We start from the raw sequence: 23,886 nt of genomic DNA, 5'->3' as shown, positions 1-23,886 counted from the left end.
CGCTCACGACTCCGCAGGCAGCGGAATTCGGCCTGGGTCGGTTGCCGGTGATCCGTACCGTCCTTCAATCGCATCCAGATAGCGGAGGATCGAAAGGTCGAGCACCGATTTCGCGTGGGCGGGCACGATCGAATGCCACCAGCCGCCATAGACCCGTTCAAAGGGCATCTCGGCGAGCATGGCCCCGATACGCTCGATCGCGCGCCGACCCAGCGGCAGATAATTCGGGAAGCTGCGCAGAAAACTGACCTGACGCGGGTCGGCGGCGACGCTGATGACGTCCGCGGTGAGCAACGCGCCGCGCCCCTCAGCCGCCTCGCCCCAATGCAGGACTGCGGCCCCTTCGAAATGGCCGCCGACATTTATCAGCGTCACGCCACCCGGGAGCGCGCATTTATCGCCCGACCAGAACCGGATCGCGGGGTCGGGGCGCATCACATACGCCCGATCCGCGTCGTGGATATAGACCGGTGCGTCGAATGCATGGGCCCACTCGATCATCGCACCTTGGAAATGCGGATGCGAAATGGCGATCGCCGCGACACCGCCGAGCGCGGCAATGATTTCGTGCGTCGCGGCGTCGAACAGGCTGTTGCAATCCCAAAGAATATTTCCGGCGCTGGTTCGGAGCAGGAGCGGACGTTGACCGATCGCGAAATGCGGCGCGGTGCCGATGCCGAGCAGGCCAGGCTCGACCGCAGCGAATCCATTGCGGTGCCCTTGGCACAGCCCTGCCATCGAAGTCCAGCGCTGCCCGGAGGCTGGGACGTACTGCCGCTCATCGAGGCAGATCGGGCACCCGGAGGGTGGTGTCTCGGTCGGTTCTTGCTGGACGCCGCAGGTAACGCAAATCAACGGAGTCGGCATCGCTTGATGTCCTTGCCATCGTGACCGGCTTGCCGGGTTATTGTCGATGCTCATCGCGCCATGTCTGCTCAAGACTCTGAATTGATCGCTCTGGGGGCACCGATGAAGGCAGAAGGAACGATTTTCCGGTGCGCTCGACTACCAAAGGCATCGCGCCGGGTACCATGTCCATGACATCCCCTGACTTGATATATGCCTGCGTGCCGTAAACGAATACCCATCCGAAATTATACTCGCGGGTCTTCGATGTTTCGAGAACAAGATGATGAGTCTCACTTAATGCCGCAATTTTTGCATTTGCTATAGCTTCCGCCGCCTCCCGATCGATCAACTGCATCGCAAATGCTCCCCAAATTGGCTGCACAAAAATCGTAAAACAGAGAACAATGACGGTCGCAAGCCGAATCATGGCTATGCGGATTTTGGAAGTATTGCCAAAACCAAGATATCATTGCCGTTGGGATCGTACCTGCTCACTGCCGCCGCGCTATTGGTGATCGCTTCCGCAGGCTCACTGGCCGACCAATTTTGCCCTTCGACAATGCCAACTGTACCTCCAACGTTGGCTATCGTCACCACATGCGATCCCGAACCACCAGGATATATAATTCCGATCAGGCCGATTGATCCGGGACCTGCCTTCTGAAGATGTTGATAGGCGTCGGCCAGTGAACCAATCTTCCTGAATTTCGTTTTAAATCGGGTCTCAATCTGCGGAAATGTTCCGTCTAGCGTGTTCTTGGCGACCGCGTTCGGGTTGGTCCCCCGCAGTCGCGCCACGACCGCATCGATAATATTGCCGCAGTTATCCTGACCGTTTGACGGATTTACCGCCTTGGCGATTGCGTTCAATCGGGCTTTGGCGGCCGCGGCGTCAACCTGACGGCCTGCCTCTCCGTCTCCCCCTGCCCCGGTCGCTCCTGGTGCCGTGCCGATCAAGACGCTCGGTAATCCCCCGACGATCACACCGCCATGGGAAGTCTGATCGCCCATTCGGGCTGCAGGCATTCCATTGATAAGGACCGTTTGCGACCCCATGGCGATCGTATCCGTTGGTCCGAGGCAGGTAACCGCATCACCAAACCGCGCTGCCGGTAAACCACCGATGAACACATTGGCGGATCCCATGATGACCGGACCGCCCACGTGAGGTATTGGCCCGTCACTCGCAGGACAAGTGTGCATGTCGGTTACGCGCGCTGCGGGCTTCTCTTCGGCCATGGAGCGACTCCAGCGAGCTTCAAAATTTCACTGCGTGAGCCAATCGCCGATCTTTGTATCCCGTGGCGATAACGGTCGGCACCGCCTTATGAAAAAGTATGGGCATGCTTGTTCTCCACAAAACAAACCGCCTGCCTTCACCGACAAGCGGCCACCGCCCGGCGCGCCATGACACCGACCAGATGAGCGCGGTAGGTCGCGCTGGCGTGGATGTCGGCATTCATGGTGGATTCGTCGGTCGAGACGTCTTTCAGAGCCTCCGGAGTGAAGGATTTCGCCAAGGCATCTTCCATCGCTTCATGGCGGAAGACACCGTTGTTGCCGGCCCCGGTGACAGCGACGCGCGGGCCGTGCGCAGTTTTAGCAACAAAAACGCCAACCATGGCATAGCGCGATGCGGGATTGGGAAATTTTTCGTAGGCGGCGGATTGCGGGATCGGGAAGGCGACTTCGGTGATGAGTTCGTCGGGGTCGAGGGCGGTGGTGAACATGCCCTGGAAATAGTCGGCGGCAGGGATGCTGCGTCTGGTCGTTTTGATGGTTGCCCCCAAGGCGAGTGCGGCGGCAGGGTAGCACGCGGAAGGGTCGTTATTGGCAAGCGAGCCGCCGATCGTGCCGCGGTAGCGAACCTGCCGGTCACCGATCATGCCCGCGAGGTGAGCGAGGGCCGGGATGGTCTTGGCGACTTCCGGGGAATTGGCGACCTCGCGATGCGTCGTCATGGCCTTGATCACGATGGTGTCGCCCTCACGACGAATACCGGTGAGGCCGAGAGCGGCAAGGTCGATGACGGTGGAGGGTTTGGCGAGGCGTTGCTTGAGGACGGGAATGAACGTCATACCGCCAGCGAGGGGCTTGGCTTCGGCATCGCTGCCAAGGGTTTTCACCGCGTCATCGAGGCTGGTGGCTTTGTGATAGGTGAACTCGTACATTTCAGGTCTCCGTAAGGAATGACGGGGCGGATTATTCGGCGGCCATGCGGGCCGGGGCGGCGTGGATGATCGACCAGATTTTCTGGGCGGTGGCCGGCATGTCCACATGGGTGACACCGTAGTCCCGCAAGGCGTCGACCACCGCGTTGATGACGGCCGGCGGGCTGCCGATCGCGCCGACTTCTCCCACCCCTTTGGCCCCAAGCGGGTTGTGGGTGCACATGGTGGATTCGGTCCCGACGTGGAAGTTCACCACATTGTCGGCGCGCGGCATGGTGTAGTCCATCAGCGAGCCGGACAGGAGCTGGCCGGACTCGTCGTAAATGGCGTGTTCAAGCAATGCCTGCCCGATGCCCTGGGTAACCCCGCCATGAACCTGACCGTGGACGATCATCGGGTTGATGACGCGTCCGATATCATCGACTGCGGTGAAGTTCACGATGTGAAGCACGCCGGTTTCCGGATCGATCTCGACCTCGCAAATGTGGCAGCCACCAGGGAAGGTAAAGTTTTTCGGGTCGTAGAAGGCGGTTTCGTCGAGGCCGGGCTCGATCTCCTCGATCGGATAGTTATGGGGAACATAGGCGGTGATCGCCACCTCGGCGAAGGCTTTCGATTTATCGGTGCCGGCGACGGTGAATTTACCGTCCTTGAACTCAATGTCGTCCGGTGATGCTTCCATAAGATGAGCGGCGATTTTTTTGCCTTTGGCGATGATCTTGTCCATCGCCTTGACCATGGCGGAACCGCCAACCGCGAGCGAGCGGCTGCCGTAGGTGCCCATGCCGAAGGGTATTCTGGAGGTATCGCCGTGGACCACTTCGACGGATTCAAACGGAATGCCGAGTTGGTCCGCCACCAGCTGGGCAAATGTGGTTTCGTGGCCCTGACCGTGGCTGTGAGTCCCGGTGAACACCGTGACCGAGCCGGTGGGGTGGACCCGGATATTGGCGACTTCGTAAAGCCCGGCACGGGCACCGAGCGCACCCGCGACCGCGGAGGGGGCGATGCCGCAGGCTTCGAGATAGGTCGACATGCCGATGCCGCGAAGTTTGCCGCGTTTGGCGGCCTCTGCGCGGCGCGTTTCGAAACCGGGCCAGTCGGCCAGTTCCATGCAGCGCGCGAGCGTCGCTTCGTGGTTGCCGCTGTCGTACATCAGGGCAACCGGGGTCTGATAGGGATAGGCATCGATCGGAATGAAGTTGCGGCGACGGATCGCGACCCTATCCATGCCCATTACCCCCGCCGCGACATCGACAAGGCGTTCGAGCAGGAAGGTGGTTTCGGGCCGCCCCGCGCCGCGATAAGCATCGACCGGAACGGTGTTGGTGAAGACGGCTTTGACTTCACCGTAGATCGCCGGGGTGGTGTACACGCCGGCGAGGAGAGTCGCGGAAAGATACGTTGGAACCGAGGGGGCGAAGGTCGAGAGATAGGCCCCCATATTCGCCATGGTGTTCACCCGCAGTGCGAGGAATTTGCCATCTTCGGCAAGAGCGAGTTCGGCATGGGTGACGTGGTCACGGCCATGAGCATCGGTAATGAAGGCCTCGCCGCGTTCGCAGGTCCATTTCACCGGACGGTTGATTTGTGTCGCGGCCCAGGTGACCGCTGCTTCCTCGATGTAGTGGAAAATCTTGGCCCCGAACCCGCCGCCGACATCCGGCGCAACCACCCGCAGCTTGTGCTCGGGGATATGCAGGACGAAGGCTCCCATCAGGAGGCGGATCACATGGGGGTTCTGGCTGGTCGTGTAGAGCGTGTGTTCGCCCGAGGACTGGTCGTATTCCCCGATGGCCGCGCGGGGTTCCATCGGGTTGGGGATCAGGCGATTATTGACGACGTCGATCTTTGCGATCTTGTGCGCGGTGGCGAAGGCCGTTTCGACCGCAGCCTTGTCGCCGATATGCCAGTCGAAGCAGATATTGCCTTTGGCATCGTCATGAACGAGAGGCGCGCCTTCGGCGACCGCTGCGCGAATGGTCGCGACGGCGGGGAGGGTTTCGATATCGACGACGAGAGCTTCAGCGGCATCCTTCGCCTGTTCGGCGGTTTCGGCAATCACCATGGCGATCGCGTCGCCGACGTAGCGGACCTGACCCTGCGCGAGGATGGGGTGGGGCGGCTCGATCATGGGCGAGCCGTCCTTGCTGTGCAACTGCCAGCCGCAGGGAACCCCACCAAGCCCGGCTTTCGCGATGTCCTCGCCGGTGAAAACGGCAATGACGCCCGGCATGGCCCTGGACGCTGAGGTATCGACCGATTTCAGGATGCCGTGGGCGACATCCGAGCGTTTGAACACGGCGTGCGTCTGGTTGGGGCGGTTGATATCGTCGGTGTAGCGGCCGCGGCCGGAGAGGAAACGATGGTCTTCGGTGCGTTTCGGGGAATCGCCGATGCCGCCCTTGATGATGACCGGATTTGTCATGTCGTTCATGGATGATCTCCCGAATTTTGTGTGGCCGCCAGCTGATACCGGCGGGCTAGGCACGCACGCTCGTTATTCGGCGGCTTGCGGCAGTTGCTTGTTGTGCATCAGGGGCCAGGCGGCGGCGATCGCCTTGACGATATTATGATAGCCGGTGCAGCGGCAGATGTTGCCCTCGAGTCCTTCGCGGATCTGCTGCTCGGTCAGCCCCTCGGGATGACTCTCGACGAGGTCGATCCCGCTCATCACCATGCCGGGGGTGCAGAAGCCGCATTGCAGACCGTGATGTTCGCGGAACATTTCCTGCATCGGGTGCAGGGTACCGTCGGCGGCGGCGAGACCCTCGATCGTGGTGACATGCGCTCCCTCGGCCTGAACCGCGAGCATGGTGCAGGATTTCACGGATTTACCGTCGATCGAAACCACGCAGGCCCCGCACTGGCTGGTGTCGCAGCCGACATGGGTGCCGGTGAGATGGAGATGATCGCGGATGAGTTCGACGAGCAACGTGCGGGATTCGACCTCGGCATGCGCCGGTTTGCCGTTCACCGTAAGACTGACGTGGGAGAGGTTGTTTTGGGCCATGGGTTCCTCCGTGCCTGAGACCTGCATGATGATGGTGGGGAAATGAATTGGTCAAGAGCGGGCGCGCAGGCGAACAGAGTTTTCCCGGCTCTCTTTTCAAAAAAATGAAGAGCTGGCTTTCTTTGGCGACGACGCCCCCGGACGGGTTTGCGGCGCGGGCGTGGACTGGTATCGGAGACTGTGCTCGTTCGTTTTTCGCCCATCGATCTCGTGTTGTCCCGCCTGCCGGAGCGCCATCGCGCCGCCGGGGGGGAGTTTCTGCGATTCGGCCTGGTCGGGGCGTTCGGGTTCTGCCTCGATGTGGCGGCAGTTTATGCGCTGATCCCAAGTCTCGGCCTGTACGGCGCGGGAGCGGTTGCATATTTTATCGTGGCGAGCATCAACTGGGCATTGAACCGGTTCTGGACCTTCGGGGGTCGTACGCACCGCGCGGCACACACGCAGTGGTTGCGATTTCTTGCAGTCAATCTGTTTGGATTCATACTCAACCGGGGCGCGTATTCCCTTTTGCTGGTGGCGTTCGTGTTGCCTCGGCATTACCCGGTTCTTGCAGTGGCGGCGGGCGCTGCATCAGGGTTCCTGGTTAATTTTCTGCTTTCACGGCGACTCGTTTTCGTCTAGAGACGATTAAACCTTGAGTTGCATTTTGCAACTCATGGGCGGAGTCGGACCGGAATGTCTCACGTGTATGAGAGTCGACTTGCGGGAATGGCGGCAGGTTCGAGCCATGAAATCGGCGCTGAATACAATCGGGGCGTGCACCGGACCGTGTCATGGCGGTGGCTTGGGTTCAGCGCGGCGCTGGTCGGGGTCGATGCGGCAGCGGCGCTGGCGGCACCGAAACTGGCCGGGCTGCTGATCGGAACCGCGCCGACGCTGGCGGCGGGAACTGCCAACTGGCTCGCCTATGCCGTGATCACCGTGGCGGCGATGCTGTTGGGTGGCCAGTATGCCCGCGCCGTCGCACGCGCGCCACAGGATCATGCCTGGCCGATTTTGCGGACGCTGGGGTCAGCCCATGTCATCATTCTGTTACGCTTCGCGCTGCTGCGGCAATCGCCTTCGGTGCTGCCGGTTGATGCCTCGATCATCTGGGCGGGAACCGCCTTCGGGCTGGCGGCGGGAATGATCGTCGCGCTGCGGTTCGCCCTCGGCGCATGGTCGCGCCGCGCCGTGGTGGGGGCACCTTCAGGGGCCACCGCGCTGGTGATGACCGGGCACTGCGACCGGGATTTGCGGGACCGGCTGGACGGGTTGAGCGGGCGGCGGCTGGGGTACATGTTCGCCTGGGGCCTGCCGCAGGCAGCGGGGCTGCGCATGATCGGCGATGCCGAAAGTTTCGTCGCGATGCTCCGGGCTGGCAAGATTGACGATATCATGGTGTTCACCCGGCGGAGCGACGATGCGATCGCGCGACGCAAGATCGATGCATTGCTGGCGAGCCTCGCGGATCAGCCGGTGCGGGTGCGGCTGGCCTTCGACGCCGTTGCCGAAATCGGTGCGGGCGGCGTCGCACGGGGGCAGAGCCTGCGGATGGTCACGGTGCTGGATCGACCGATCGGCACCTGGGGTGCCGCGTTCAAACGCGGGTTCGACCTGATCGGTGCGCTGGTGCTGCTGGGAGTGTTCGCACCACTGATGGCGATCATTGCCCTTTTGCTGCGGATGAGCGGGCCGGTGCTGTTTCGCCAGCGGCGGATCGGGCGGGACGGGGTCGCCTTCACCGTGCTGAAGTTCCGCACCATGCGGCCGGTGCCCACGCGGGCCACGCTGCAGGCGCGGCGGGACGATACGCGGATCACCCGGCTCGGCGCGGTTTTGCGGCGGCTCTCGCTCGATGAACTTCCGCAGATATTCAACGTGCTGCAGGGCGAGATGTCGCTGGTCGGGCCGCGCCCGCATGCGCCGAACACGATCGCCGGGGATTTCACCTTCGAGCAGGCGAGCGCTTTCTATGGCGTGCGCCACCGGGTCAAGCCGGGCTTGACCGGGCTCGCTCAAGTGCGCGGACTTCGCGGCCCGACTGCAGGGGTCGACATGGTGGCGGCTCGGGTCGCTGCGGACCTCGAATATATCGAACACTGGTCCCCCTGGCTGGATTTCGTGATTCTGCTGCGGACGGTGCCGGCGGTGCTGGGGGGCGAAAATGCGTTCTGACCGCGAGGCCATGCCGGTTTTCCTCGCGGGTGGACGGCCCCCGGCCCATGATTATGCGGCGGATGTGATCATTCTCAGTCACTGCCGCACGACTGAGACGATTGCCGCGATCCGGTCGGCGGCGGCGCAGGGCGGTTGCGATCATCATGTCATCGTGCTCGATCAAGGCTCGTCGTCAGCGATGCGAGCGGCCCTGATCGTGGCGGTGACGCCGCTGGTCAACGTGGCGCTGTTCGGGATCGACGGGAATCTCGGCGTGCCCGGCGGGCGTAATCTTGCCGCCAGCCTCGGTCGGGGCCGCGCCATTATCGCCCTCGACAACGATGCGGTATTCACCACGTCGAATGTCGTGGCGCGCGCGACGGCTCGGTTGGCGGTGCTGCCGGATCTCGGGGCGATCGGATTTCGGATCCTGTCCGCCAATGGCGTGGCGCTCGACCGTTCGAGCTGGGGGTATCCCGTCTCGCTGCTCGGGGCGGCGGAGCGGCGCTTCACCGCAACCACCTTCGTCGGGTGCGGCCATGCGTTGTCGCGGGCCTGTTTCTCGGCCCTTGGCGGCTATGATGCCACGCTGTTCTTCGCCTGGGAGGAGTATGAATTCGCGCGCCGGGCGATCGCCGCAGGCTGGCAGATCGAGCATCATGGCGATCTTGCGGTGACACATGCGGTGGCTGCCGAAGCGCGGGTCGGGTGGGCCGACGGGCGCTGGCGGTATTTCGTGAGGAACCGGCTGGTGATCGCGCATGACTGGCACGGCCTGAACGGGATGCTGCCGCGCGCAATGATCTATCTGGCGCGCGGCATGATGGCGGGGCGGCTGCGAGCGACGGTGCGGGCGATTGCTGAAGCGGTCCGGATGACGGCGACCCGCCCTCGCCGTCAGGCGGGTCCGGCGCATCGGAGCTATATTCTCGCGCATGAAACCATGCCCCGGCTGAGGCCGGTCAGTGCCTGGGTCAACGCAGGGATCAACGCCGGTGCCAGCGCCGGGGCCACGGCGGCACCCAGGGCCGGTCTCCCTGCACCGTCCGGTCCGTCCTGATCATCGCCCCGCGCTTCGTCAGCCGAACCGCCACCGCGCCGTCCCGCCACACCGTGAACCGGTCGATCACCACGCGCCCCGGCTTGCGGCACGCGCCGCGCAACGGCCGCGGCGAGATCACAATCACGGCATCGCCGCAGCCCGCGTGTGCGGCGTCACGATCGGCGAGGATCAGCACCCTGCCCTGTGCCGCAAGGCAACGCCCACCATCGCACACATCGCCGATCCGACCGACTTTGGACGTCATCCCGGCCCAGACCGGACGCCACTGATCAAGGGTGAATTTATCGACGCGTCCGGCTTGCACGATGCGGACCACTCCTGCATCGCGCACGCCGATCAGGTTGGCGGTCGGCGAGACCAGAACATCCGGCGGGCGACCAAGTGTCATGGCGACCAGCCCGAGAACAACTGGCACGAGGCCGCTGACACGCGCGCCCGAGCGGAGCAGGCCGAGTAACGCAAGCCCGATCGCGACCAGAGCGACGGCGTAGCCGGGACTCGGGCTGATCTCGATCAACGCATGCGGTAGGCCAGCCACGAACCGTGCGACGCGAAGGATGATGCCGATCCCCCACCCCATCGGGATCAGCGTGAGGCGTTCGAGATGAAGTGGCATCAGCACCAGCGCCGCCATGCCGAGGGGCAATACCACCAGTGCGGTAAGCGGCACCGCGACCAGATTGGCCAGCACGTAATAGGGTTCGATCTGCTGGAAATGGTAGGCCGCGAACGGCATCGACGCACCACCCGCCAGAAACGAGGTGAAAGCGAGCGCCGCGACATGACGGAGAAGTTTCCGCCCATGCCCCTCCCCGCCCATCGCGAACCGCCGGCCCATCGCCTCATACCCGGCGATCAGCGCGAGCACGGCGGAAAAGCTCATCTGAAAGCTCGGGCCCGGCACCGCCTGCGGTTCGAGCAGCATCAGCGCCAGAGCGGCAAGTGCCAGCCCCCGCAGCGACAGGGCCCGCCGACCCGCGATGACCCCCGCGAGTACCAGCGCCGCCATTGCCAGGCTGCGCACGATCGGAACATGAAATCCGGTCAGCGCCGCATAGGCCACACCGCCGAGAAACGCGACCAGCGACGCAACGATCTTCGCCGGGACGCGCAGCAACAAATATTCGGAAAACCCGGCCAGAAACCGCGTGAGCGCATAGAGCGTTCCCATCACGATGCCGATATGCAACCCGGCGACCGCCAGAATATGCGCAAGACCGGCGGTAATGAAAACCTGGCGCTCGGCCGGCGGGATGGCATCCTCGAAGCCGGTGAGAAGGGTTGCCGCGATCGAACCGGTATCGATCGGCAGATCTGCCAGAATCCGCGCCGCGATCGCCTCGCGCAGCTGGCGCAGGGCGCTGAACCAGCTGGGCGATGCGCGCGCCGTGACATCGAGGGGGGAAATCGCGAAGCCGACCGCGCCGAGACCGGAGAAAAACTGGTCGCGCGCAAAATTCCACCCCCCCGGATAGGCCGGACGCGACGCGCCATAGAGCAGCGCGCGCAATCTGACCGTATCCCCGGCCTCGACCGCAACGTCATCGCCCCGGCGCAGCTTGACGCGCACCGCCCGGGCCGCCGGCGCACTGCCGTTCAGCCGGGGTGAAGCAATGCTGATCCGCCGCCCGGTCGGCAGCAGATCGACCGCGACGACCCGCCCCGTGATGGTCACACCATGATGCGGCACCGCGAGCAGGGGCGGCATCGCCAGGGTCTGCAACTGGGCACGCCCGAAGCCGAGTGTGGCGGCAAGAATGAGTGCCGCCACCCCGCGCGCCGCAACCTGCCGCCAAAGTGCGACGAGCAAGACCAGCGCCCCACCCGCCATGGCCACGGACAGCCAGACGGGCGGTTCCCGCGTCAGGTCGAAATAGATCAGAATCCCGGCACCAGCCGCAACCGGCAGAAACAGGAATAAACGCCCCCGCTCGCTCCCGAGCCGAATGCCAGCCCTCACGCGCATTGCCGCCATGACCCGGACTGGCCGTTCAACCGTGATCAGCGCTCCATCCACCGCAACCTCAACCTGTGATTGCGAGAACTTAACGCGGCGATGCCCGTTCGGCTAGTGAAACATGGGCCGAGGCCGGATTATCGCAGGATGACGATGGCGATTACGAGGACAAGGGCAGTGATCGCGGCACTCGCGTGGGCACCGACTACAAGGCCGGATGGGCGCTTGCCGGTCCAGGCCGGGATGGCCACGACAAGACCGAGCAGAATGGCAAGGCAAAGCAGGACCTCCGCGCCGGTTCCAAACCCCGACAGCCCATATGTTGCCAGATGGTGGACCGAACCGAGGGCAACGAACAATTCGAGCAGACCTGCCGCGCCGATCACGCCATGAACGAGACCAAGCATGACCCCGGCAGCGGGCGGCGGCGTACCACGCAGAAATCCAACGGCCAGATAGCTGCCAAGCGATGCCGCCAGAAGCAGAAAAATCAGCGCGATTGTCATAAGAGGGTCATTTATCACGATCGGCGCTGAGGTGAAGGCGGTGCCATTGGTAGGGAAGAGCATCTCCTCAGCCTGCGTCCGACCACGCCTGAAACCTCCTCGTCGCACTTCGCAACACTTCGCGACGTTCTCCCGCGTTATGCCGTGCGCATGGACAGCGACCTTACCCATGCCATGATCCGTTTCGGCTTCGGCCCTTTGACCGGCACCGTGCCGGCCACCGCATCAGCAAGGGATTGGTTACGGAACCAGTTGCGCGGGCCGGACCCGTTTCTTGCCGATCCGCGGTCGGCGGGGTTGCCGAGCGGGGCCGATGCGTTGGCGGCGCGGCGGGATGACGTCCTGACCCGCAAGCGGATTTTAGCTACCGGCAAGCCGCTCAAGGGCAATTTCAAGCCGGTGAGCCGGGCAATGTTTCTGCGCGATGCACAGGCACAGGTTGATTGGGCCCTGAGCACCAAGGCGCCGTTTCGCGAACGTCTGGTGTGGTTCTGGGCCAATCATTTCACCACCTCGATCCAGCAGGGCGGTGTCGCACCGCTGGTCGGCCCGTTTATGCGCGAGGCAATCAGGCCGCATGTGACGGGTAATTTCACCACGATGGTTCTGGCCGCGGAGCGCCATCCGGCGATGCTGTTATATCTGGCGAATGCGTTTTCGGTGGGGCCGGGCAGCCGGGCCGGAATCCGCACCCATCGGGGGCTGAACGAAAATCTGGGTCGCGAATGCATGGAATTGCACACGGTGAGCCTGCGGGCGCACTACACCCAGGCCGACGTCACCAACATGGCGAAGCTGCTCACCGGCTGGTCGATCGATCCCAAGGCGCAGCCCACCGGGTTCAAGTTCCGGCCCATGGCCCATGAGCCGGGATCGCAGATCGTGCTGGGCCGGCGATTTCCACCCGGCGAAGCGGGCGGGATCGAAGCGTTGCGGTTCCTGTCGACGCACCCAACCACCTATCGCGCGCTGGCGCACAAGCTGGCATGGCATTTCATCGCCGATTATCCACCGCAATCGGCGGTCGATCATCTGGCGGACGTGCTGACCGGAACCGGAGGCGATCTCGGGGCAACCTCCATAGCATTGATCAGCCTGAAGGCCGCGTGGACCCCGCTGACCAAGATCAAGACCCCGTTCGATTACGTTGTCTCCCTTGCGCGGGCGAGCGGCATGGCGCAGCCGCCGGTCGGCCTGATGCTCGGCAGCCTGCGCAAACTCGGCCAACCGCTCTGGGCGGCGCCTTTACCCAATGGCTGGTCCGATCACGGATCGGACTGGACCGGATCGGACGCAGTGCTGGCGCGGGTGGATTTCGCCTATACGATCGCCGGGCGGCATGATGGGGCGGCACCGATGGATGTGGCGCAATCCGCCCTCGGTCCACTCCTGCAACCCGCGACCGCCACCGCGATCGCTACCGCCGGTTCGCCGCGCGAAGCTCTGGCCATGCTGTTCGCCGCCCCCGAATTCCAGAGGAGATAGGCCGTGACCCTCGCCCTCACCCGTCGTGCCAGTCTGCTCGGCCTCGCGACCATTGCCGCCGCCGGCCGTGCCAGGGTGGCGCTGGCGGCAGCCCCCACCGACCAGCGTTTTGTTGTTGTCCTGCTCCGCGGCGCCCTCGACGGCATGGCAGCCGTGGTGCCCTACGGCGATGCCAACCTGATCCGCCTGCGCGCGCCTCTCGTGCCGGATCAGGCACAATTGCTCGACCTCGGCGGATTTTTCGCGTTCCATCCGGCGCTGAACAATCTTCATGCGCTGTATCGGGCGAACCAGGTGCTCCCGGTGCATGCGATCGCCGGCTCCTATCGCACACGCAGCCATTTCGAGGCGCAGGATTATCTCCAAACCGGGATCGATCACGCGGGCATCACCTCGGGCTGGCTCAACCGGCTGGTCGGTGAATTGCCGGCAGGCGGTGTCGCGGGGCGTGGCTTGGCCGTAGGGATGGGTGTGCCCCTGCTGCTGCGCGGCAGCACCCGCATCGCTTCCTACGCACCGGCAGGGTTCGCCAAACCCTCTCCCGATCTCTACGCCCAGATCGCCGCCCTGAACCGGCCCGATCCGGTATTCGGCCCTGCCATCGCGGACGGGTTGCGCGCCGCGCGGTTCGACCACGCCGCACTTGCCATTCCCGATGACACGACCGGGACCTTGAAAGCCGATGCCGCCGACGAAACCACCCCGACGCACGGCTACGGTTTTCCCGCCCTCGCCCACGCCGCCGGGCGGTTGCTGGCAAGCACGGGCGGCCCGCGAATCGCCGCGTTCCAGCTCGAAGGCTGGGACACGCACGCCAACCAGATGAACCTGCTCCATGCCCCGCTCGCCGATCTCGATACCGGAATCGCAAGTCTGCGTACCGCTCTGGGGCCGGCCTGGGCCAGCACGACTGTTCTGGTAATTACCGAGTTCGGACGAACCGCCCGGATCAACGGCACCCACGGCACCGATCACGGTACGGCAACCGTGGCGTTCCTCGCGGGCGGCAACGTCGCGGGCGGCAAGGTGCGGGCAAACTGGCCGGGATTGGCCGCCACCCAATTATTCGAAAACCGCGACCTTGCCCCCACCGCCGACATCCGCAGCCTCGCCAAAGGGGTCATTCAGGCACAATTCGGCCTCGATGAGGCATCGCTCGCGCGGATTTTTCCCGATAGTACCGCCGCGCCGGCAATGGCGGGACTGTTGAGAGTATGAAATGAGGGAGTACAGGTGACGCCGGGCTCTACTCTCGATCCGCCAAAGGCTGAGCCTTTGGAGTCCTCTGTTTTCAGTTGTGTTACTGCACGGCCGGCGGCTGCCAGCGGCGTAGCATGAGGGCGTTGGTCACCACGATCACGCTGGAGGCGGCCATGGCGGCCCCGGCGATGACCGGGGTGAGAACACCAAATGCCGCCAGTGGAATCCCGAGTGTATTGAACGCAAACGCCCAGAACAGACCCTGACGGATCTTGCCGAAGGTCCGCCGCGAGATGTCGATAGCGGCGGCGACCAGCGCAGGATCGCCACGCATCAGCGTGATGCCGGCGGTATGCATCGCGATGTCCGAACCGGTCGCCATGGCGATACCGAGATCGGCGGCGGCAAGCGCGGGCGCATCGTTCACGCCGTCGCCCACCATCGCGACGATGCGGCCCTGTTCGCGCAAGCGGCCGATCGCGATCGCCTTGTCCTCGGGTAGCAGCGCCGCCATCACCTCGTCGATGCCGAGCGATCGGGCGGCGGCGGCGGCACTGCCCTGATTGTCACCGGTCAGCAACGCAACGCGGATATCCCGCGCGTGGAGTGCCGCGATCGCTGTAGCGGCGGTGGGCTTGAGGGCGTCACCGAAAGCGATCAGGCCGATCACGCGGCGCTCTCCGCGATCGATCAGCCACGAAATGGTACGGCCATCCGCTTCGAGCGCCTTCGCGCGCGCGGCCAGCGGGGCTTCGAGCACAATGCCGGCTTCGTCGATGAGGCGGATGCTCCCCAGCGCGAGCGCCTGCCCCTCGATCACCGCCTGCACACCGCGACCCGGGCGGGACTGAACTTCGGTGGCTGCAGGAATGGTAACAGTTTCAGCGGCGGCACGGCGGATCACGGCTTGGGCAAGCGGATGATCGCTCCCGCGTTGCAGGCCCGCCGCAAGCCTGAGGACAGTCGCCGGATCGCTACCGGTGGCGGCATCGAGCGCGATGATATCCGGCTTGCCCTCGGTGAGCGTGCCGGTTTTATCGAAGGCGATGGTATCGACCGTGCGGGCGCGCTCGAGGGTTTCGGCATCGCGAATCAGAATGCCGTGGCCCGCCGCCACACCGGTTCCCGCCATGATCGCGGTCGGCGTGGCGAGGCCAAGGGCGCAGGGGCAGGCGATCACCAGCACGGCCACAGCACGCAGGATCGCGGTTTCCGGCGTGAGCCCAACCATCAGCCAGGCGATCAAAGTCACGAGCGCAATGGCGAGCACGGCGGGGACGAATACCGCTGCTACCCGGTCGACCAGCTTCTGGATCGGCGCTTTGGCGGCCTGAGCCGTCTCGACCAGCCGGACGATGCGGGCCAGCGTGGTTTCCGCACCGACCGCCGTGGTTTCGACCAGCAACAGCCCGTCCCCGTTGATCGCGCCGCCGGTGACGGCATCGCCCCGACCACGAGCGACGGGAATGCTCTCGCCGGTGATCATCGAAAGATCGACCTGGCTTTCCCCCTCGCGGATCACTCCATCCACCGCGATGCGCGCACCGGGCCGGATCACCACGATATCGCCACGCCGGAGATCGGCAGTGGGAATGTCGCGTTCGCTGCCGTCGGGCGCACGCCGGATGGCGCGATCGGGACGCAGGGCTGTCAGGGCGCGCAGGGCAGCGCCGGTTTCCCGCCGCGCGCGAGACTCCAGAATGCGACCGGCGAGGATCAGGGTGATCACCACCGCGGAGGAATCGAAATACAGGTCCGGCGTGCCGCCGCCGAGCCATGCACGGATCAGCAGATAGAGGCTCATGAAATAGGCCGCCGACGTGCCGAGCGCGACCAGCACATCCATATTCGCGGCTCCGGCGCGCAGTGCCTTGAAGCCCGCGACGTAGAAACGCCCGCCAATCCAGAACTGCACCGGCGTGGCAAAAGCGAGGGCGAGCCAACCCGGTAGCATCCAGTGCAGACCGGCAAGCTCGGCGATCATGGTAACGATCAGGGGTGCCGTCAGGGTTGCGGCGGCAACGAGGTCGATCACGTCGCGCCGTGCGGCCTGGTCGTGGCGCACGGCATCGTCCGGTGCCGTGGGATCGATGCCGCGCGCGCCATAGCCGGCCTTTTCGACTGCGGCGATCAGAACGTCGCGGCTAACACCATGGCCTGTGACGCGTGCTGTTTCGCTCGCGAGATTGACGCTTGCCTCATCCACGCCTGGCAGTTTGCGCAGGGCGCGCTCCACCCTCCCCGAGCAGGAGGCGCAGGTCATGCCCTCGATCGCGAGATCATAGGAAGTGGCATCACCTTTTGAGGTGGCCTGGATGGCATCGGGTGAAACGGTCTGATCCATCGGTTTCGTCCTCGGTACCCCGCCTATGTAGGCATTCCCATGATCGGAAGGTCAATGGCGGCTAAGAACGTGATGTTGGTCCGAATTCCAATCACCAACTCGTTGCGCAGCGTATGCGCGGGATCGACCGGATCGGGAATGCCGCCGCCGGGTTTGATGACATACTGGATATCGGGCTGGATCTGCCACCAGGGTGTGATCTGGGCCTGATAAGTCGCCTCGATCAGGGTCTCGACACCCTGGTAAGGCTGCGCCGAATAATATCCGATCGCCCGATCGAGGGTGGTGAGTCACTGGGCGATCGAACGCATCGGAGATGACCAGCTTGGTGCCGCGCAGGCCGCGGCGGACCAAGCTCTTAAGGAAGGTTGCCCAGAAGGTTTCGGCTTCGGACGGCCCGATGTGCAGGCCGACGATCTCGCGCTTTCCCTCGGTATTCGCTGCCACAGCGATTATCGCCGCGACTGAGACGATGCGACCCCCTTCGCGTTGCTTAAGATAGGTGGCATCGAGCCAGAGATAGGGCCGGTCGCCGATAAGGGGGCGGTCGAGGAAGGCGTTGACGCGGTCGTCGATATCTTTGGAGAGCTTGCTGACGGTGCTCTTGCTGATCCCCGTGAGCCCCATGGCTTGCACCAGATCATCGAACCGCCGACGATTGCGGCGGCTCCGGTTTTTTGGACAGTTGTTTAAGCTAAGGCTGGCCGGTCGAGAGAGGAGCCAGAGATGGGTGTAAAGAGGAAGCAGCACGGGGCGGAATTCAAAGCTCGTGTGGCGATGGCGGCGCTGTCGGGGGAGAAGACCCTGGCGGAGTTGTCGGCTGAATTTGGGGTTCATGCGACGATGATCAGCGCGTGGAAGCAGGAGTTGGTGAAGCGCGCAGGGGAATTATTCGAGCGCGGCAACAAGGCGGCCGTTGCCGAGGACGCACAGAAGATGATCGATGATCTGCACCGCAAGATCGGCCAGTTGCAGGTTGAACGGGATTTTCTTGCCGGGCAGCCCGCCATCTCCCGACTGCTGAGAGGCGGGCGATGATCGCGCCGAATGCGGAGCTGTCCATCAACCGGCAATGCGCCCTTCTGGGTGTTGCGCGCAGCAGTTTTTATCATCGTCCGCAGGCGGAGCCGGCGGAAGAGCTCGATCTGCTGGCCCGTCTTGAGCGGATTTTCACCGATTATCCGGTCTACGGCAGCCGCCGGTTGCAGGTAGCGTTGGGGCGAGAGGGAATTTCGGTCGGTCGCCGGCGGATACGGCGCTTGATGAAAAACTCGGCCTCTGCGCGGTCCGGCCAAAGCCCGACACAAGCAAGCCCAACCACGAGCACAAGATCTACCCCTATCTGCTGCGCGACAAGGTGATCGACCGGTCCAATCAGGTCTGGTCAACCGACATCACCTACATCCCAATGCGTCAGGGGTTTCTGTACCTGGTCGTGATCTTGGACTGGTCGACCCGGAGGGTTCTGGCATGGCGGTTGTCCAATACGCTCACGGTGGGGTTCTGCATCAAGGCGCTGCGTGAGGCGCTGGCGCGGTTCAGCAGGCCAGAGATTTTCAACTCCGACCAGGGATCGCAGTTCACCAGCGAGGAGTTCACCAAGGTGCTGCGCGAGCACGGCGTGCAGATCAGCATGGACGGGCGCGGGCGCTGTCACGACAATATCTTCGTCGAGCGGCTCTGGTGGACGGTAAAGCATGAGTGGGTCTACCTGCGTCCGGCTGCGACCGGCATTGAACAAAAGCGCAGCCTGAGCGAATTCTTCGACTGGTATAATCGGCGACGACCGCACCAGGCGTTGAACTGGCAGACGCCGGACGAGGCATATTTCGGGTCGACCGCTGCGGCCATGGCGAAGGCGGCGTAACCCGATGGAGGCGAGACGCTGTGAATTTGTGGACAGTCGGCTGCGCCGATCCCCGCCTGACCGCGAAGACGCGGTCCCCTGTGGGCAAGCCGGGAAAAACGAAGGGGGTTTTCCCCGCCTTGCCCACAGGTCGGCGGCTGCCCACAAGCTTCACAGCGCCACAGCAACCGAAGGATTGATTCTGAATTTGTTTCCGGGGATCATGTTCACCACAAACCGGGAAACCAGCTTTAGCTTATTCTCCCCCGGAACCTGTCCAACCTACCGGCACCACCGCAAAGGTCGCCGCCTGGGACGATGAATTCCTCGCCAAACTCGTCACCAGCTAGGGCGTTCACCCGATTCCCCTGATTGGCTATGGTAGGTGGCTTGCCAAGTCGGGCAGAGCTCAGTATCAGAGCACCGGACGCGGGCGTAGCTCAGGGGTAGAGCACAACCTTGCCAAGGTTGGGGTCGAGGGTTCGAATCCCTTCGCCCGCTCCAGATTTTATAAACGAAATCAAGGCATTAAAGCGGTCCTTCGGGGCCTTTTTTGCTTACCTGCCCCCGCACCCGATGCCGGGTAAGCGACGGGGTAATTACCCATCCCCCCTTGCCACGGACGTGGATCTCTGAATCCATGGCGGGATGGACCGCAGTGATTTGCAGCAGCTGAGCAAGGAGCAACTGATCGAATTGGTGCTGCGGCTTCAGCGGCCGGAGAAGAATTCGCGCACGTCGTCCAAGCCGCCGTCGACGGACAAGAAGGAGAAGCGGGAGAATTCCCGGCCCGGTGGGGCGAAGCTGGGGCATGAGCCGCACAATCGGCAGTTGGCCGACGATCCCGACGAGTTTCGTGACCATGTGCCGGGGATTTGCGAGCAGTGCGGCGGGGCGTTTTCGTTGGACGCCGCGATGGAATTGATCGGCGAATACGACGAGATCGAAATCCCGCCTGTCAAACCCTATGTCATCCGCCACCGTCGCTTCGCCTGCCGCTGCGCGCATTGCGGTTCGCGAGCGAAGGTGCCGGCGCCCGCAATCGCGACGACGACGCCGTTCGGGCTGCGCATTCATGCGCTGGCGGTCTATTTCAAAGGCTTCCAGGCGCTGTCCTATGAGCGTTTGAGCGGCTTGTTCCGCGACGCTTTTGGGCTGGTCGTGAGCGAGGGCGCGTTGATGAACATGTTCATCCGCTCGCATATCCGGTTCAAAGTCGAGGCCGAAAAGGCGAAGGTCGTTTTGCGCGCGGCTCAGATCGTGGCCAGTGATGAAACCGGCGTCCGGATCGAGGGGACGAATTCTTATCACTGGGTCTTCCACTGCAAGGATGCGGTGGTGCATCAGCCCGATTATTCGCGCGCTGCCCGCGTCGCCGACGAGATGATGGGGGGTCATAAGCCGGCGGTTTGGATTTCGGATCGCTATTCGGCGCAGCAAAAGCATGGCGAACGGCATCAGACCTGCCTGGCGCATCTGGCGCGCGACACGGCGTTCGCGTTCGAGCATGGTTCCGACGATCTGCCCTTCCGATTCAGGCTTTGGCTGGGACGCGCGTTCGATCTGGCCAAGGAGGTCGCCACTTTCACCGCCTCGACGCTGGCGAGGAAAAAGCGGGAACTGGAAGGTCAGTTGACGGTATTGCTGACGGTGACGACCCAATGCGACCTCGCCCGGCAACTCCAGGCCAAGATCGGGCGCGCGAGAAGCCAGCTTCTCACCTTTTGCGATTATCCCGGCCGGGTCGAGGCAACGAACAACACGTCCGAGCGCAAACTCAGACCGTGCGTGATCCAGCGAAAGGTCACCAACGGCTATCGAGCCATGTGGGCCGCCGAAGCCGAAGCGGACGTCCGCACTACCGTCGACACCGCAAGGCTCAGCGGCGCAAACCCCTTCGCCGTGATCGTCAACGCCCTGACCTAAACGCGGCCCGATACCCAAGCACAAGCCTCATGTTGATAGGGGGTGGGTAATTGCGCCTTAGCTTAAACAACTGTCCAAAAAACCGGAGCCGCCGCAGCGAGCACTGGCGCTTGATGGCGGTACGGCGGTTCCCAAAACGCCAAAAGCCACCCTTGTTGGGGCGGCTTTTGGTGGTGGTTCTGATTTGTTCTTTAGTTCGGTAAAAGTGGTTGCGGGGACCAGATTTGAACTGATGACCTTCAGGTTATGAGCCTGACGAGCTACCGGGCTGCTCCACCCCGCGGGTGTGGGTATATTTGTGTGTTTTGTTGATCGATAGGTTGGAGGACCTGGCGGCGACCTACTCTCCCGTGCCTTGAGGCACAGTACCATGGGCGCTGGGGGTTTTCACGGCCGAGTTCGGGATGGGATCGGGTGCGGGCTCCCCGCAATGGCCACCAGGTCGTCCAGCCTATCGAGGGTTCGATGGGTTGGTGGATTGGGTTGGTGCGTTTTGTTGTTTGTGTGTGTTGATGTCTGTGCATGGTGGGGGTGGGTTGTAGATGATTGAAAGTTCTATCGGGTGATTAGTACCGGTTAGCTGAGAGTGTTACCACTCTTACACACCCGGCCTATCGACGTGATGGTCTATCACGACCCTCAGGGAGACCTATTTTCGAGGTGGGTTTCCCGCTTAGATGCTTTCAGCGGTTATCCCGTCCATACTTAGCTACTCGGCTGTGCCACTGGCGTGACAACCGATGCACCAGAGGTATGTTCATCCCGGTCCTCTCGTACTAGGGACAAATCCTCTCAAGTCTCCAACACCCACGGCAGATAGGGACCGAACTGTCTCACGACGTTCTAAACCCAGCTCACGTACCACTTTAATCGGCGAACAGCCGAACCCTTGGGACCTGCTCCAGCCCCAGGATGTGATGAGCCGACATCGAGGTGCCAAACCTCCCCGTCGATGTGGACTCTTGGGGGAGATCAGCCTGTTATCCCTAGAGTACCTTTTATCCGTTGAGCGATGGCCCTTCCACGTGGAACCACCGGATCACTATGGCCGACTTTCGTCTCTGCTCGAACTGTCGTTCTCGCAGTCAGGCGGGCTTATGCCATTGCACTCAGCAGCCGATGTCCGACCGGCTTGAGCCCACCATCGCGCGCCTCCGTTACTCTTTAGGAGGCGACCGCCCCAGTCAAACTGCCCACCATGCAGGGTCCCGGACCGGGATAACCGGCCGCGGTTAGACATCAAAAGCGCGCAGGGCGGTATTTCAAGGTTGGCTCCACACAAGCTAGCGCCCATGCTTCAATGCCTCCCGCCTATCCTACACAGCACTCTTCTGATGCCACTGCAAAGTTGCAGTAAAGGTTCATAGGGTCTTTCCGTCTGACCGCGGGTACCCCGCATCTTCACGGGGAATTCAATTTCGCTGAGCCGATGCTGGAGACAGTGGGGAAGTCGTTACGCCATTCGTGCAGGTCGGAACTTACCCGACAAGGAATTTCGCTACCTTAGGACCGTTATAGTTACGGCCGCCGTTTACCGGGGCTTCAATTCAGTGCTTGCACACCTCCTCTTAACCTTCCGGCACCGGGCAGGCGTCAGACCCTATACGTCGTCTCTCGACTTCGCAGAGCCCTGTGTTTTTACTAAACAGTCGCTACCCCCTCTTTTGTGCCACCCGCACATGGTTGCCCACATACGGGTCTCGCTTATCCCGAAGTTACGCGAGTAATTTGCCTAGTTCCTTCAACATCGTTCTCTCAAGCGCCTTGGTATACTCTACCAGTCCACCTGTGTCGGTTTAGGGTACGGTCTATACGCTGGAGCTATTTCCTGGAATGCTCAAAAAGCCCGGTCAATCCAATAAGACCGAACAACATCTCGCATTCGTCACTTCCAGCAGGCGGAGGAATATTCACCCCCTTCCCATCGACTACGGCTTTCGCCCTCGCCTTAGGGGCCGGCTCACCCTGCGCGGATTAACCTTGCGCAGGAACCCTTGGACTTTCGGCGACAGAGTTTCTCACTCTGTTTGTCGCTACTCATGTCAGCATTCGCACTTCCGATACCTCCAGGAGGGGTCACCCCATCTCCCTTCACAGGCCTACGGAACGCTCCGCTACCGCGCATGAACCCTGACGAGATCATGCACCCACAGCTTCGGTATGTGGCTTTAGCCCCGTTACATCTTCGGCGCAGGATTTCTATTAGACCAGTGAGCTATTACGCTTTCTTTAAAGGATGGCTGCTTCTAAGCCAACCTCCTGGTTGTTATGGAATTCCCACATCCTTTCCCACTTAGCCACAATTTGGGGACCTTAGCTGGTGGTCTGGGCTGTTTCCCTCTCGACGATGGACCTTAGCACCCACCGTCTGTCTGCCGCGCAAGACACTTCGGTATTCGGAGTTTGGTTAGGTTTGGTAAGACTTTGGGTCCCCCTAGCCCATCCAGTGCTCTACCCCCGAAGGCATACACACGACGATCTACCTCAATAGATTTCGCGGAGAACCAGCTATCTCCGAGTTTGATTGGCCTTTCACCCCTAGCCACAGCTCATCCCCGACTTTTTCAACAGGCGTGGGTTCGGCCCTCCAGTGCGTGTTACCGCACCTTCAGCCTGGCCATGGCTAGATCACTCGGTTTCGGGTCTTCTACCTGCAACTAAGCGCCCTATTCAGACTCGCTTTCGCTACGCCTACGCCTATCGGCTTAAGCTCGCTGCAAACAGAAACTCGCTGACCCATTATACAAAAGGTACGCCGTCACCGCAGATGCGGCTCCGACTGCTTGTAGGCATCCGGTTTCAGGTCTCTTTCACTCCCCTCGTCGGGGTGCTTTTCACCTTTCCCTCACGGTACTTGTGCACTATCGGTCACCAGGGAGTATTTAGGCTTGGAGGGTGGTCCCCCCATATTCAGACAGGATTTCACGTGTCCCGCCCTACTCAAGGACCTGCAATCTCGCTTCGCATACGGGGCTATCACCCGCTATGGCCGGAGTTTCCAATCCGTTCTGCTGCTCGATCACAAGCCACTGGCCTGTTCCGCGTTCGCTCGCCACTACTAACGGAATCTCGTTTGATGTCTTTTCCTCCGGGTACTGAGATGTTTCAGTTCCCCGGGTTCGCCTCTGCAACCTATGTATTCAGTTGCAGATACCCTTGCGGGTGGGTTTCCCCATTCGGATGTCCACGGATCAACGCCTGCTCGCGGCTCCCCGTGGCTTTTCGCAGCGTGCCACGTCCTTCATCGCCTCCTGGTGCCAAGGCATCCACTGAATGCCCTTCATTCACTTACAATCTCAACTCACCATCGCCTTTACCAACCACTTACGCAGCCAATAAATTTGACGGCCCACCATGCACAGACATCATCACGAATGCCTGAACATA

The 23,886-nt window shown here is 62.5% G+C and carries 16 protein-coding genes, 2 tRNA genes, 2 rRNA genes and 2 pseudogenes; 8 read left to right on the top strand and 14 right to left on the bottom strand.

What is annotated here, in order from left to right:
* Positions 1-3: 3 nt before the first annotated feature.
* The 6 genes from SIL87_RS06190 to SIL87_RS06165 form a co-directional block, all read right to left on the bottom strand.
* Positions 4-867, bottom strand: coding sequence for an MBL fold metallo-hydrolase (locus SIL87_RS06190; RefSeq protein WP_319613317.1), 864 nt, complete (start codon positions 865-867; stop codon positions 4-6).
* Between the two features lie 37 nt (positions 868-904).
* Positions 905-1,204, bottom strand: a complete 300-nt coding sequence (locus SIL87_RS06185; RefSeq protein ID WP_319613316.1) for a YrhB domain-containing protein — start codon at positions 1,202-1,204, stop codon at positions 905-907.
* 74 nt (positions 1,205-1,278) lie between these two features.
* On the bottom strand, positions 1,279-2,088 hold the full coding sequence (locus SIL87_RS06180) for a PAAR domain-containing protein (protein WP_319613315.1): 810 nt from the start codon (positions 2,086-2,088) through the stop codon (positions 1,279-1,281).
* A gap of 137 nt (positions 2,089-2,225) precedes the next feature.
* Complete coding sequence (locus SIL87_RS06175) at positions 2,226-3,020, bottom strand: FAD binding domain-containing protein (RefSeq protein WP_319613314.1); 795 nt, start codon at positions 3,018-3,020, stop codon at positions 2,226-2,228.
* 31 nt (positions 3,021-3,051) lie between these two features.
* Positions 3,052-5,457 carry a xanthine dehydrogenase family protein molybdopterin-binding subunit gene (locus SIL87_RS06170; protein ID WP_319613313.1) on the bottom strand — a complete coding sequence of 802 codons (2,406 nt, stop codon included), beginning with the start codon at positions 5,455-5,457 and terminating at the stop codon, positions 3,052-3,054.
* A 63-nt stretch (positions 5,458-5,520) separates the two neighbouring features.
* Positions 5,521-6,033 carry a (2Fe-2S)-binding protein gene (locus SIL87_RS06165; RefSeq protein WP_319613312.1) on the bottom strand — a complete coding sequence of 171 codons (513 nt, stop codon included), beginning with the start codon at positions 6,031-6,033 and terminating at the stop codon, positions 5,521-5,523.
* A gap of 180 nt (positions 6,034-6,213) precedes the next feature.
* On the opposite strand from SIL87_RS06165, the gene SIL87_RS06160 reads away from it, so the two are divergent.
* The 3 genes from SIL87_RS06160 (at position 6,214) to SIL87_RS06150 (ending at position 9,232) form a co-directional block, all read left to right on the top strand.
* Positions 6,214-6,654 (top strand): GtrA family protein, encoded by a 441-nt coding sequence (locus tag SIL87_RS06160; RefSeq protein ID WP_319613311.1) that lies wholly within the window; start codon positions 6,214-6,216, stop codon positions 6,652-6,654.
* 63 nt (positions 6,655-6,717) lie between these two features.
* Positions 6,718-8,190 carry an exopolysaccharide biosynthesis polyprenyl glycosylphosphotransferase gene (locus SIL87_RS06155; RefSeq protein ID WP_319613310.1) on the top strand — a complete coding sequence of 491 codons (1,473 nt, stop codon included), beginning with the start codon at positions 6,718-6,720 and terminating at the stop codon, positions 8,188-8,190.
* On the top strand, positions 8,180-9,232 hold the full coding sequence (locus SIL87_RS06150) for a glycosyltransferase family 2 protein (protein ID WP_319613309.1): 1,053 nt from the start codon (positions 8,180-8,182) through the stop codon (positions 9,230-9,232). Before SIL87_RS06155 ends, SIL87_RS06150 begins: the two co-directional genes overlap by 11 nt.
* Here the strand turns inward: SIL87_RS06150 and SIL87_RS06145 are convergent.
* Together SIL87_RS06145 and SIL87_RS06140 are read right to left on the bottom strand one after the other, a co-directional pair.
* The gene (locus SIL87_RS06145; RefSeq protein WP_405055256.1) at positions 9,159-11,201 is read right to left on the bottom strand and encodes a ComEC/Rec2 family competence protein; all 2,043 of its coding nucleotides are present in this window, start codon (positions 11,199-11,201) and stop codon (positions 9,159-9,161) included. The genes SIL87_RS06150 and SIL87_RS06145 overlap by 74 nt on opposite strands.
* Positions 11,202-11,329: 128 nt before the next feature.
* On the bottom strand, positions 11,330-11,698 hold the full coding sequence (locus SIL87_RS06140; protein WP_319613307.1) for a hypothetical protein: 369 nt from the start codon (positions 11,696-11,698) through the stop codon (positions 11,330-11,332).
* A gap of 150 nt (positions 11,699-11,848) precedes the next feature.
* Between SIL87_RS06140 and SIL87_RS06135 the strand changes: the two genes are divergently transcribed.
* Entirely contained in the window at positions 11,849-13,183 is a 1,335-nt protein-coding gene (locus SIL87_RS06135; protein ID WP_319613306.1) for a DUF1800 domain-containing protein, read from the top strand.
* A gap of 3 nt (positions 13,184-13,186) precedes the next feature.
* Complete coding sequence (locus SIL87_RS06130) at positions 13,187-14,401, top strand: DUF1501 domain-containing protein (RefSeq protein ID WP_319613305.1); 1,215 nt, start codon at positions 13,187-13,189, stop codon at positions 14,399-14,401.
* Positions 14,402-14,483: 82 nt separating this feature from the next.
* On the opposite strand, the gene SIL87_RS06125 is transcribed toward SIL87_RS06130, so the two are convergent.
* The 3 genes and pseudogenes from SIL87_RS06125 to SIL87_RS06120 all read right to left on the bottom strand — a co-directional run.
* The gene (locus SIL87_RS06125) at positions 14,484-16,727 is read right to left on the bottom strand and encodes a heavy metal translocating P-type ATPase (RefSeq protein ID WP_319613304.1); all 2,244 of its coding nucleotides are present in this window, start codon (positions 16,725-16,727) and stop codon (positions 14,484-14,486) included.
* Positions 16,728-16,750: 23 nt separating this feature from the next.
* The gene (locus tag SIL87_RS20145) at positions 16,751-16,951 is read right to left on the bottom strand and encodes a carbohydrate porin (RefSeq protein WP_405055255.1); all 201 of its coding nucleotides are present in this window, start codon (positions 16,949-16,951) and stop codon (positions 16,751-16,753) included.
* A 76-nt stretch (positions 16,952-17,027) separates the two neighbouring features.
* Positions 17,028-17,381: pseudogene (locus SIL87_RS06120) on the bottom strand (transposase); the annotation flags it as partial.
* A 72-nt stretch (positions 17,382-17,453) separates the two neighbouring features.
* Here SIL87_RS06120 and SIL87_RS06115 point away from each other — a divergent pair.
* The 3 genes and pseudogenes from SIL87_RS06115 to tnpC all read left to right on the top strand — a co-directional run bounded on the left by SIL87_RS06115 (position 17,454) and on the right by tnpC (position 20,499).
* A pseudogene (locus SIL87_RS06115) lies at positions 17,454-18,594 on the top strand (IS3 family transposase).
* Between the two features lie 408 nt (positions 18,595-19,002).
* Positions 19,003-19,077 (top strand) — tRNA-Gly (locus SIL87_RS06110).
* Positions 19,078-19,221: 144 nt separating this feature from the next.
* Positions 19,222-20,499 (top strand): IS66 family transposase, encoded by a 1,278-nt coding sequence (gene tnpC, locus SIL87_RS06105; protein ID WP_319613303.1) that lies wholly within the window; start codon positions 19,222-19,224, stop codon positions 20,497-20,499.
* A 206-nt stretch (positions 20,500-20,705) separates the two neighbouring features.
* On the opposite strand, the gene SIL87_RS06100 is transcribed toward tnpC, so the two are convergent.
* From SIL87_RS06100 to SIL87_RS06090, 3 genes are all read right to left on the bottom strand, one after another.
* Positions 20,706-20,782: transfer RNA gene (locus tag SIL87_RS06100), tRNA-Met, on the bottom strand.
* A 44-nt stretch (positions 20,783-20,826) separates the two neighbouring features.
* A 5S ribosomal RNA gene (rrf, locus tag SIL87_RS06095) occupies positions 20,827-20,941 on the bottom strand.
* Positions 20,942-21,044: 103 nt separating this feature from the next.
* Positions 21,045-23,792 (bottom strand): 23S ribosomal RNA (locus SIL87_RS06090).
* Positions 23,793-23,886: the final 94 nt, after the last annotated feature.

Source organism: Acidiphilium acidophilum (assembly GCF_033842475.1).
GTDB classification, from domain to species: Bacteria; Pseudomonadota; Alphaproteobacteria; order Acetobacterales; family Acetobacteraceae; genus Acidiphilium; species Acidiphilium acidophilum.
Note: the sequence above shows the minus strand (reverse complement) of the source record. Positions and strands in the feature narration are given on the sequence as shown.

Bases quoted from the DNA above. Each gene is read 5' to 3' on its own strand.
- SIL87_RS06190 (WP_319613317.1), bottom strand. From the start codon at position 867: ATGCCGACTCCGTTGATTTGCGTTACCTGCGGCGTCCAGCAAGAACCG.
- SIL87_RS06185 (WP_319613316.1), bottom strand. From the start codon at position 1,204: ATGCAGTTGATCGATCGGGAGGCGGCGGAAGCTATAGCAAATGCAAAA.
- SIL87_RS06180 (WP_319613315.1), bottom strand. From the start codon at position 2,088: ATGGCCGAAGAGAAGCCCGCAGCGCGCGTAACCGACATGCACACTTGT.
- SIL87_RS06175 (WP_319613314.1), bottom strand. From the start codon at position 3,020: ATGTACGAGTTCACCTATCACAAAGCCACCAGCCTCGATGACGCGGTG.
- SIL87_RS06170 (WP_319613313.1), bottom strand. From the start codon at position 5,457: ATGAACGACATGACAAATCCGGTCATCATCAAGGGCGGCATCGGCGAT.
- SIL87_RS06165 (WP_319613312.1), bottom strand. From the start codon at position 6,033: ATGGCCCAAAACAACCTCTCCCACGTCAGTCTTACGGTGAACGGCAAA.
- SIL87_RS06150 (WP_319613309.1), top strand. From the start codon at position 8,180: ATGCGTTCTGACCGCGAGGCCATGCCGGTTTTCCTCGCGGGTGGACGG.
- SIL87_RS06145 (WP_405055256.1), bottom strand. From the start codon at position 11,201: ATGCGCGTGAGGGCTGGCATTCGGCTCGGGAGCGAGCGGGGGCGTTTA.
- SIL87_RS06140 (WP_319613307.1), bottom strand. From the start codon at position 11,698: ATGACAATCGCGCTGATTTTTCTGCTTCTGGCGGCATCGCTTGGCAGC.
- SIL87_RS06135 (WP_319613306.1), top strand. From the start codon at position 11,849: ATGGACAGCGACCTTACCCATGCCATGATCCGTTTCGGCTTCGGCCCT.
- SIL87_RS06125 (WP_319613304.1), bottom strand. From the start codon at position 16,727: ATGGATCAGACCGTTTCACCCGATGCCATCCAGGCCACCTCAAAAGGT.
- tnpC (WP_319613303.1), top strand. From the start codon at position 19,222: ATGGACCGCAGTGATTTGCAGCAGCTGAGCAAGGAGCAACTGATCGAA.